Below are 10,335 nucleotides of genomic sequence, written 5' to 3' on the forward strand. Positions count from 1 at the left end.
ATGAATAGGAGCGTTTAGTAATGAAAAAAACAAAGATCGTAAGTACATTAGGACCAGCAAGTAACAGTGTGGAAATTATTTCTCAACTGATTGAAGCCGGTGCGAATGTCTTCCGCTTTAACTTCTCTCATGGAGATCATGAAGAACAATTAGCGCGTATGACAATGGTTCGTGAAGCCGTAAAGAAAACTGGTAAAGATGTCGGTATCCTTTTAGATACAAAAGGTGCTGAAATCCGTACAACTGTACAAAATACGACAGAAGCAGACTTTGGTCGTGCTGGATACATCCAATTCAACGTTGGCGATGAAACACGCATTTCAATGGATCCAGAACACAAAGGAACAAAAGAAAAAATTGCTGTAACTTATCCTGGTTTATTTGAAGATGTTCATGTGGGCGGACACATCTTGTTTGATGATGGCTTGATCGACATGGAAATCAAAGAAAAAGACGAAGCAACTCGTGAATTAGTGGTTGTTGTTAAAAATGCTGGAATGTTAGGATCACGTAAAGGGGTCAATGCTCCTGGCGTATCAATCAGCTTACCTGGTATTACTGAAAAAGATGCAGAAGATATCCGTTTTGGTCTTGATAACGATATCGACTTCATTGCCGCTTCATTTGTACGTAAAGCGCAAGACGTTTTAGAAATTCGTGAAATTTTAGAAGAAAAAGACATGACTCATGTGCAAATCTTCTCTAAAATCGAATCACAAGAAGGTATCGACAATATCGATGAAATCATCAAAGTTTCTGATGGTATCATGGTTGCTCGTGGTGACATGGGTGTTGAGATCCCTGCTGAAGAAGTACCAATGGTTCAAAAGAGCATCATCAAAAAATGTAACGCTGCTGGTAAATCAGTTATCACAGCAACACAAATGTTAGAATCAATGCAACAAAACCCACGTCCAACTCGTGCGGAAGCTTCTGACGTTGCCAATGCTGTCTTTGACGGTACTGATGCAACAATGCTTTCTGGTGAGTCAGCAAACGGTGACTACCCTGTAGAAGCAGTAGCGACAATGGCACGTATCGACGTTGAAGCTGAAAAAGCTTTATCAGAAAACAGCACATTCCAAATCAACCAATTCGATAAAACAGATGTAACAGAAACAATCGGTTTATCTGTTGCACGTGCGGCGAAAAACCTAGGGGTTAAAACAATCGTTGCAGCAACTGAATCAGGTTACACTGCGAAAATGATCTCTAAATATCGTCCAGATGCTGACATTTTAGCTGTCACATTTGACGAACGGACAAAACGTGGCTTGATGCTTAACTGGGGTGTCTATCCAACGGTTGCTGATAAACCGTCAACAACCGATGAAATGTTCGAATTAGCAGCAAAACAAGCAGTTGATTTAGGCTTTGCTAAAGAAGGCGATCTAATCTTGATTACAGCCGGTGTTCCTGTTGGTGAACGCGGAACAACCAACGTAATGAAGATCCAATTGATCGGTTCAAAATTGCTTGAAGCGCAAGGGATTGGTGAAAAATCAGTTGTTGCCAATGCCGTGATCGCTCACAGTGCTGAAGAAGCAATTGCGAAAGCAAAAGATGGCATGATTTTAGTTGTACCAACAACAGATAAAGAATATATGCCAGCAATCGAAAAAGCAGCAGCATTAGTTGTTGAAGATGGCGGCTTGACTTCTCATGCAGCAGTTGTCGGAATCGCGAAAGATCTACCAGTCATCGTTGGTGCCAAAGACGCAACAACTACCATCAAAGATGGCGAATTGGTTACTCTTGATTCTCGTCGCGGTATCGTTTATCGTGGAGAAACAACAGCGATCTAATGATTTTTAACGATTGATCAAGCAACAGGCAAGTGCACGTTGTGCGCTTCCTGTTGTTTTTTTGAGAGAGTCGAAATCCCTTGAGAAAGGGCAGTAAAATGACACGATCAAAAATGAAAAAGGTGTCAAGAAAATTTCATTGACAAAGCCTCAGAAGCCCTGTATAATTGCTTTTGTTGCTTAGGGGTGATAAAAATGAAATGGTCTTTATTGGAATTAAAAAAATACCAAGAGACACCGCTGATGTTTGAAGAAACACTTGACTTAAAGAGTCAACTGATAAAACGCGATGGACAGATCATTGATTTGTCTCCTGTAAAAGTAAAAGGGCTGATGAGTGTTGATAAGCAAGGATACTTGCTACACTATCAAGTAGAAACGACGATGACATTGCCATCTACTCGTTCTTTGACACCTGTAGCGATTCCTTTTGATTTTTCAGTGGATGAACAATTCATGACACCAGAGCAATTTCAGCGTCGCGATGAAACGATCGTCGAAGAAGAGGTTTTGATCATTGAAGGTCAAACCATCAGCTTAGATGAATCAGTCGCTGATAACCTATTACTTGCGATTCCTTTGCAAGTCCTGACAGAAGAAGAAAAGCAAGGTTCAGCAATGCCATCTGGCAACGATTGGGCTGTTTTGTCAGAAGAAGACTTTGCAAATCAAAAAGAAGCGCAAGCTCAACAAGTTGATCCTCGTCTTGCAAAATTATCCGAATTATTCAATGAATCAGATGACGATAACGCGTAGGATTGGAATAAATTGCAGCCTCAAGGTTGCGTTCATTAACAAGGAGGTGTAGCAAAATGGCAGTACCAGCTAGAAAAACTTCGAAAGCGAAGAAAGCAAAACGTCGTACACATTACAAATTGACAATCAACGGTTTGAACGAATGTGCAAACTGTGGTGAAATGAAAAAAAGCCACCATGTCTGCTCAAACTGTGGTCATTACGATGGCAAAGACGTAGCAACAAAAGAAGCATAATTCCTTTTTTTCAGAAAGAGGATTCTAAAACCTTAGGCTAACCATGGAGCCTGAGGTTTTTTTGTTTTTTTGACGAATATGGAACTTTTCAGAAATATTTTTGTCCAGCGAAAGAGAATAGTTCAAAAGCAGGTACATTTGCGCTATAATGAAAAAGATAATTGAATCTTAGGAGGATGAAAGATGACAAAACAACAAATCGGCGTTGTCGGTATGGCTGTTATGGGCAAAAACTTAGCGTTGAACATCGAAAGCCGCGGTTATTCAGTTGCCTTATTTAACCGTACTGGTTCAAAGACAGAAGAAGTAGTAAAAGAACATCCAGATAAAAATTTTAAAGCAACCTATACGATAGAAGAATTTGTTCAATCTATTGAAAAACCACGTCGTATTTTATTAATGGTAAAAGCAGGATTTGCGACAGATGCAACGATCCAAGAACTATTGCCTCATCTAGACAAAGGCGATATTTTGATCGATGGCGGAAATACCTTCTTTAAAGATACGGTTCGTCGTAACGAAGAGTTGGCAAACTCAGGAATCAACTTTATCGGTACAGGTGTATCTGGTGGGGAAGAAGGCGCCTTGAAAGGTCCTTCAATCATGCCAGGAGGACAAAAAGAAGCGTATGAATTGGTTGCACCAATCTTGGAGCAAATTTCTGCAAAAGCTGAAGATGGAACCCCTTGTGTGACTTATATTGGACCAAACGGTGCAGGCCATTACGTAAAAATGGTTCACAACGGGATCGAATATGGGGACATGCAGCTGATTGCTGAGTCTTATGACTTAATGCAAAACATTTTAGGTCTATCTGTTGATGAAATGGCTGATATTTTTGCTGAATGGAACAAAGGTGAATTAGACAGCTATCTAATTGAGATCACAGCGGATATTTTGACCCGTAAAGACGATCAAGGAACAGGCAAACCAATCGTTGATGTAATTTTAGATGCTGCTGGTAATAAAGGAACTGGGAAATGGACAAGCCAAAGTGCCTTAGACCTAGGCGTACCACTACCATTGATCACTGAATCTGTTTTTGCCCGTTATATTTCGGCTTACAAAGAAGAACGGGTTAATGCCAGCAAAGTCTTACCAAAACCAGAAGCAGTTGCTTTTGAAGGAAACAAAGAAGAGTTTATCAATAAGATCCGCGAAGCCTTATACTTCAGTAAGATCATGAGCTATGCACAAGGATTCGCGCAATTACGTACTGCATCAAAAGAGTATGATTGGGATCTTCCTTTTGGTGAAATTGCCAAAATTTGGCGTGCAGGCTGTATCATCCGTGCGCAATTTTTACAAAAAATCACGGATGCTTATGACAAGAATGCCGACATTGAAAACTTACTATTAGATGACTACTTCAAAGATATTACGAAACGTTATCAATCTTCTGTACGTGAAGTAGTTGCACTAGCTGTTCAAGCAGGTGTACCTGTGCCGACGTTCTCATCGGCGATCGCGTATTTCGATTCTTATCGTTCTGATCGATTGCCAGCGAACTTGATCCAAGCGCAACGGGATTACTTTGGTGCGCATACGTATGAACGGACAGATAAAGAGGGAATTTTCCATTATTCATGGTATGACGAAGCGTAAGCTTTAAGAGAATCCAAAAGAGAAAGGCCGAAAGTGAGAACTTTCGGTCAATCTCTTTTTTATTTTTTAGATACATGATAAAATAAGACAGATAATGTCTAATTTAAAGGCAGAATAATCAATAAAGGGGCTATCAATAATGAGTAATATTCTAATCATTGAAGATGAAAAGAACTTAGCTCGATTTGTGGAATTGGAATTGAAGCATGAAGGGTACAATACCGAAGTTCATTACAACGGACGGACGGGACTGGATGCGGCACTGAATAATGAATGGGATGCGATCTTATTGGATCTAATGCTTCCTGAGTTAAATGGGTTAGAAGTTTGCCGCCGCGTGCGTCAATCGAAAAACACCCCGATCATCATGATGACCGCAAGAGATTCCGTGATTGATCGAGTATCAGGTTTGGATCATGGTGCTGATGATTATATTGTGAAGCCTTTTGCAATTGAAGAATTGCTGGCACGCTTACGTGCGTTGCTTCGCCGTATCGATATCGAAGGGGACAAAAACGTCGCAAAACAAACTACGATCACTTACCGCGATCTAACGATTGAAAAAGAAAACCGTGTCGTTCGTCGTGGAACAGATGTCATTGAACTAACGAAACGCGAATACGAGCTGTTGTTGACTTTAATGGAAAACGTCAATGTCGTTTTAGCCAGAGATGTTTTATTAAACAAAGTCTGGGGCTATGAGACAGAAGTGGAAACCAACGTTGTCGATGTTTACATCCGCTATTTACGTAATAAAATTGATGTACCAGGGGAGGAAAGCTACATCCAAACCGTTCGTGGTACAGGCTATGTGATGCGGTCGTGAACCTTAAAAAAAGAATGAAAAAATTAAAAGAACTGAAGGGGCCTTCTTTAACTGTAAAGTGGGCCTTCGCAAGTTCTTTCTTTATATTTGTCGTATTTACGATCTTTGCGGTGATCACCTATAAGACCTCCGTAAATTTGATTGTCGCTAAAGAAGAAAACAATGTTGAGCGGACAATGTCAGAAGTTGCTTCCCGTCTAGCCAATTCGGACCAAGAATTAACACTCGTTCGAACGTATCGTAATTTAACAAAAAATGATGCGGGGACGACGAGCATCTATGATCGAACCTCAACGATCGATGGCAACTTAATGAAAATCGACTCCTTTATTTCGGAATTAGGCCAAGCATCATTGAGCCTGTTTGTTTATAATTTGAATGAGGACCTTGTGTTTAAGACTCATGAAAATGATTTAGCCTTGATCGACACACAACGTAAAGCGCCAACCATCGTAACACTAGATGGCATCACCGGCTTTCTTTCGATCCAACCTATTTATTCAAAAGGCACCAGAGAGCGGATTGGCTATGCTCAAACATTTTATGAATTGACTTCTTTTTATGAAATACGCAGCAAACTGCTGCTGACTTTGATTATCTTAGAAGTTGTCTCTCTGATTCTCAGCAGTGTGCTTGGGTTCTTTTTATCAGCGTATTTCCTTCAGCCGTTAAAGGTACTAAGGGATACGATGGAAACCGTCCGGAAAAACCCGCAGTCAACCGTGCATATGCCAGAATTGAATACCAACGATGAGTTATCTGATTTAGCAGATATATTCAATGAAATGTTAGATCGCATGCGCCTGTACATTGAGCAGCAAGAGCGATTTGTTGAAGATGTTTCTCATGAATTGCGAACACCTGTAGCAATCATTGAAGGACATATGAATTTGTTGCAGCGTTGGGGAAAAGATGATCCAGAGATCTTGGATGAGTCCCTCGCAGCCAGTATGCAAGAGATCAGTCGAATGAAGACGCTCGTACAGGAAATGTTGGATCTCTCAAGAGCGGAACAAGTGGATGTTCATTATGCAAATGAAACAACTAATGCAAAAGAAGTTGTCTATCAAGTGTTCAATAACTTTAAAATACTGTATCCGGATTTTGTCTTTACATTGGATGATGATTTGTATCATGAGTTGAAGCTGAAAATCTATCGCAATCATTTTGAACAGATCATAATTATTGTCTTGGATAACGCAGTAAAATATTCCACTGATCGAAAAGAAGTTCATCTATCCATTTCATTGGATCGTCAATCTTTTGAAATTGCCATCCAAGATTTCGGGGAAGGCATCTCCAAAGAAGACCTCGATAAGATCTTTAATCGTTTCTATCGAGTAGATAAAGCCCGTGCTAGAACCAAAGGTGGCAATGGCCTGGGATTATCTATAGCAAAACAACTATTAGAAAGCTATAAAGGAAAAATCACGGCGGAGAGTGTCATTGGCCAAGGAACAATCTTTCGGATTTATATACCGATCCTTCAAACGGAAGATCGGACGAAAAGAGAACGTTGAGCAAAAAGCTTAAGTTCTCTTTTTTCATTCTTAAATGATAGATTTAGTGGCGAAACACTGCTTATAAACGAACGTTCGAAACGTTTGGTAATGAATAATTCGCTTATAAAAATAGTTGTCAAAAAGCCTATTTTTTTAGTTGATTTTTCCTTTAAGAATTGCTATATTATTACTTGTCCTTGTTAAGATATTTGTAACAATCACTGATTGATCTATTTTTAAAATAGTTGTTGACGAAACAATTTACAAGTGTTATTATAACAAAGTCGAAAAAATATCATCTCTGAAAAACCTGATAAATCAAAAAAACTTTTCAAAAAAAGTGTTTGACATATAACGTTTGAGATGGTAAGATGAAAAAGTCGCTGAGGTTAAGAAAGAAGTTAAATAACAACTTCTTGAAAAAAACTTTTAAAAAAGAGTTGACAATCAAACGTCGCTCTGATATGATATAAAAGTTGCTAACACAGCACGGTAGACCTTTGAAAACTGAACAAAGCAAGCAAACGAACCAATGTGTAGGACGTTTCAATTTATTGAAACAAATACATGCAAGCAATAGCTAGCAAAGTTAATTTTTATGAGCTTAATGACCGTATGGTCATTCAAACAAATCATTATGAGAGTTTGATCCTGGCTCAGGACGAACGCTGGCGGCGTGCCTAATACATGCAAGTCGAACGCTTTTTCTTTCACCGGAGCTTGCTCCATCGAAAGAAAAAGAGTGGCGAACGGGTGAGTAACACGTGGGTAACCTGCCCATCAGAAGGGGATAACACTTGGAAACAGGTGCTAATACCGTATAACACTATTTTCCGCATGGAAGAAAGTTGAAAGGCGCTTTTGCGTCACTGATGGATGGACCCGCGGTGCATTAGCTAGTTGGTGAGGTAACGGCTCACCAAGGCAACGATGCATAGCCGACCTGAGAGGGTGATCGGCCACACTGGGACTGAGACACGGCCCAGACTCCTACGGGAGGCAGCAGTAGGGAATCTTCGGCAATGGACGAAAGTCTGACCGAGCAACGCCGCGTGAGTGAAGAAGGTTTTCGGATCGTAAAACTCTGTTGTTAGAGAAGAACAAGGATGAGAGTAAAATGTTCATCCCTTGACGGTATCTAACCAGAAAGCCACGGCTAACTACGTGCCAGCAGCCGCGGTAATACGTAGGTGGCAAGCGTTGTCCGGATTTATTGGGCGTAAAGCGAGCGCAGGCGGTTTCTTAAGTCTGATGTGAAAGCCCCCGGCTCAACCGGGGAGGGTCATTGGAAACTGGGAGACTTGAGTGCAGAAGAGGAGAGTGGAATTCCATGTGTAGCGGTGAAATGCGTAGATATATGGAGGAACACCAGTGGCGAAGGCGGCTCTCTGGTCTGTAACTGACGCTGAGGCTCGAAAGCGTGGGGAGCGAACAGGATTAGATACCCTGGTAGTCCACGCCGTAAACGATGAGTGCTAAGTGTTGGAGGGTTTCCGCCCTTCAGTGCTGCAGCAAACGCATTAAGCACTCCGCCTGGGGAGTACGACCGCAAGGTTGAAACTCAAAGGAATTGACGGGGGCCCGCACAAGCGGTGGAGCATGTGGTTTAATTCGAAGCAACGCGAAGAACCTTACCAGGTCTTGACATCCTTTGACCACTCTAGAGATAGAGCTTCCCCTTCGGGGGCAAAGTGACAGGTGGTGCATGGTTGTCGTCAGCTCGTGTCGTGAGATGTTGGGTTAAGTCCCGCAACGAGCGCAACCCTTATTGTTAGTTGCCATCATTTAGTTGGGCACTCTAGCGAGACTGCCGGTGACAAACCGGAGGAAGGTGGGGATGACGTCAAATCATCATGCCCCTTATGACCTGGGCTACACACGTGCTACAATGGGAAGTACAACGAGTTGCGAAGTCGCGAGGCTAAGCTAATCTCTTAAAGCTTCTCTCAGTTCGGATTGTAGGCTGCAACTCGCCTACATGAAGCCGGAATCGCTAGTAATCGCGGATCAGCACGCCGCGGTGAATACGTTCCCGGGCCTTGTACACACCGCCCGTCACACCACGAGAGTTTGTAACACCCGAAGTCGGTGAGGTAACCTTTTTGGAGCCAGCCGCCTAAGGTGGGATAGATGATTGGGGTGAAGTCGTAACAAGGTAGCCGTATCGGAAGGTGCGGCTGGATCACCTCCTTTCTAAGGAATATTTCGGAAGACTACACATCGTTTGCCTTTGTTCAGTTTTGAGAGGTCTACTCTCAAGTAAATACCCGGGGCCTTAGCTCAGCTGGGAGAGCGCCTGCTTTGCACGCAGGAGGTCAGCGGTTCGATCCCGCTAGGCTCCATTAACGACAATGGTCGTTAAGCTTTGTTCATTGAAAACTGGATATCGAAGAAAGAATCAAAACAAGTAACACACACCGAGTTGAAATGTTAAAAGAGTTTTTTAATAAGTTCAACGCTTATTTTCTTGAGCAACCTTCTATCGCTAGAAGAAGTACTCAAAACCGACCGTAAGGTCAAAGGTTAAGTGAATAAGGGCGCACGGTGGATGCCTTGGCACTAGGAGCCGATGAAGGACGGGACTAACACCGATATGCTTTGGGGAGCTGTAAGTAAGCTATGATCCAGAGATTTCCGAATGGGGGAACCCAGCATCTTTTATAGGATGTTACGTCTGCGTGAATACATAGCGCAGTCGAGGTAGACGCAGAGAACTGAAACATCTAAGTACCTGCAGGAAGAGAAAGAAAATTCGATTCCCTGAGTAGCGGCGAGCGAAACGGGAAAAGCCCAAACCAACAAGCTTGCTTGTTGGGGTTGTAGGACTCCGATATGGTAGTCTATTCAGATAGTCGAAATACTTGGAAAAGTATGTCAAAGAGGGTAAAAACCCCGTAGGCGAAATTTGGATAACACCTAGGAGGATCCTGAGTACGGCGGAACACGAGGAATTCCGTCGGAATCCGGGAGGACCATCTCCCAAGGCTAAATACTCCCTAGTGACCGATAGTGAACCAGTACCGTGAGGGAAAGGTGAAAAGCACCCCGGAAGGGGAGTGAAATAGATCCTGAAACCGTGTGCCTACAACAAGTTAGAGCCCGTTAATGGGTGATAGCGTGCCTTTTGTAGAATGAACCGGCGAGTTACGATAGCATGCGAGGTTAAGTTGAAGAGACGGAGCCGCAGCGAAAGCGAGTCTGAATAGGGCGAATGAGTATGTTGTCGTAGACCCGAAACCATGTGATCTACCCATGTCCAGGTTGAAGGTGCGGTAAAACGCACTGGAGGACCGAACCCACGTACGTTGAAAAGTGCGGGGATGAGGTGTGGGTAGCGGAGAAATTCCAAACGAACTTGGAGATAGCTGGTTCTCTCCGAAATAGCTTTAGGGCTAGCCTCGGAATTGAGAATGATGGAGGTAGAGCACTGTTTGGACTAGGGGCCCATCTCGGGTTACCGAATTCAGATAAACTCCGAATGCCATTCATTCATATCCGGGAGTCAGACTGTGAGTGATAAGATCCATAGTCGAAAGGGAAACAGCCCAGACCACCAGCTAAGGTCCCCAAATAACTATTAAGTGGAAAAGGATGTGGGGTTGCAC

6 protein-coding genes, 1 tRNA gene and 2 rRNA genes (1 of these 9 cut by a window edge) are annotated in these 10,335 nt (G+C 42.5%); all 9 read left to right on the forward strand.

Annotation, left to right across the window (positions count from 1 at the left end):
- Window positions 1-20: 20 nt before the first annotated feature.
- Entirely contained in the window at window positions 21-1,805 is a 1,785-nt protein-coding gene (gene pyk / locus IGI84_RS04655; RefSeq protein ID WP_077454197.1) for a pyruvate kinase, read from the forward strand.
- Between the two features lie 195 nt (window positions 1,806-2,000).
- Entirely contained in the window at window positions 2,001-2,561 is a 561-nt protein-coding gene (locus IGI84_RS04660; protein WP_010749661.1) for a YceD family protein, read from the forward strand.
- A gap of 56 nt (window positions 2,562-2,617) precedes the next feature.
- A complete protein-coding gene (rpmF, locus tag IGI84_RS04665; protein WP_005229191.1) occupies window positions 2,618-2,797 on the forward strand; it encodes a 50S ribosomal protein L32 in 180 nt (59 codons plus the stop codon).
- A gap of 183 nt (window positions 2,798-2,980) precedes the next feature.
- Complete coding sequence (gene gndA, locus IGI84_RS04670; RefSeq protein WP_005229192.1) at window positions 2,981-4,402, forward strand: NADP-dependent phosphogluconate dehydrogenase; 1,422 nt, start codon at window positions 2,981-2,983, stop codon at window positions 4,400-4,402.
- Between the two features lie 139 nt (window positions 4,403-4,541).
- Window positions 4,542-5,228 carry a response regulator transcription factor gene (locus IGI84_RS04675; RefSeq protein ID WP_005229193.1) on the forward strand — a complete coding sequence of 229 codons (687 nt, stop codon included), beginning with the start codon at window positions 4,542-4,544 and terminating at the stop codon, window positions 5,226-5,228.
- A gap of 14 nt (window positions 5,229-5,242) precedes the next feature.
- Window positions 5,243-6,748 carry a HAMP domain-containing sensor histidine kinase gene (locus IGI84_RS04680; RefSeq protein WP_430600847.1) on the forward strand — a complete coding sequence of 502 codons (1,506 nt, stop codon included), beginning with the start codon at window positions 5,243-5,245 and terminating at the stop codon, window positions 6,746-6,748.
- A gap of 615 nt (window positions 6,749-7,363) precedes the next feature.
- Window positions 7,364-8,923, forward strand: a 16S ribosomal RNA gene (locus IGI84_RS04685).
- A 76-nt stretch (window positions 8,924-8,999) separates the two neighbouring features.
- Window positions 9,000-9,072, forward strand: a tRNA-Ala gene (locus IGI84_RS04690).
- A 179-nt stretch (window positions 9,073-9,251) separates the two neighbouring features.
- Window positions 9,252-10,335: ribosomal RNA gene (locus IGI84_RS04695) — 23S ribosomal RNA — on the forward strand; it runs 1,831 nt beyond the window's last position.
- Together the 16S and 23S rRNA genes with 1 tRNA gene alongside form the textbook arrangement of a ribosomal RNA operon.

The sequence above is a fragment of the Enterococcus sp. DIV0008 genome, from assembly GCF_050542615.1.
Classification (GTDB): Bacteria; Bacillota; Bacilli; order Lactobacillales; family Enterococcaceae; genus Enterococcus_D; species Enterococcus_D innesii.

Excerpts from the sequence above, each read along its gene's own strand:
- pyk (WP_077454197.1), top strand. The coding sequence starts at position 21 with ATGAAAAAAACAAAGATCGTAAGTACATTAGGACCAGCAAGTAACAGT.
- gndA (WP_005229192.1), top strand. The coding sequence starts at position 2,981 with ATGACAAAACAACAAATCGGCGTTGTCGGTATGGCTGTTATGGGCAAA.
- IGI84_RS04675 (WP_005229193.1), top strand. The coding sequence starts at position 4,542 with ATGAGTAATATTCTAATCATTGAAGATGAAAAGAACTTAGCTCGATTT.
- IGI84_RS04680 (WP_430600847.1), top strand. The coding sequence starts at position 5,243 with ATGAAAAAATTAAAAGAACTGAAGGGGCCTTCTTTAACTGTAAAGTGG.
- IGI84_RS04660 (WP_010749661.1), top strand. The coding sequence starts at position 2,001 with ATGAAATGGTCTTTATTGGAATTAAAAAAATACCAAGAGACACCGCTG.
- rpmF (WP_005229191.1), top strand. The coding sequence starts at position 2,618 with ATGGCAGTACCAGCTAGAAAAACTTCGAAAGCGAAGAAAGCAAAACGT.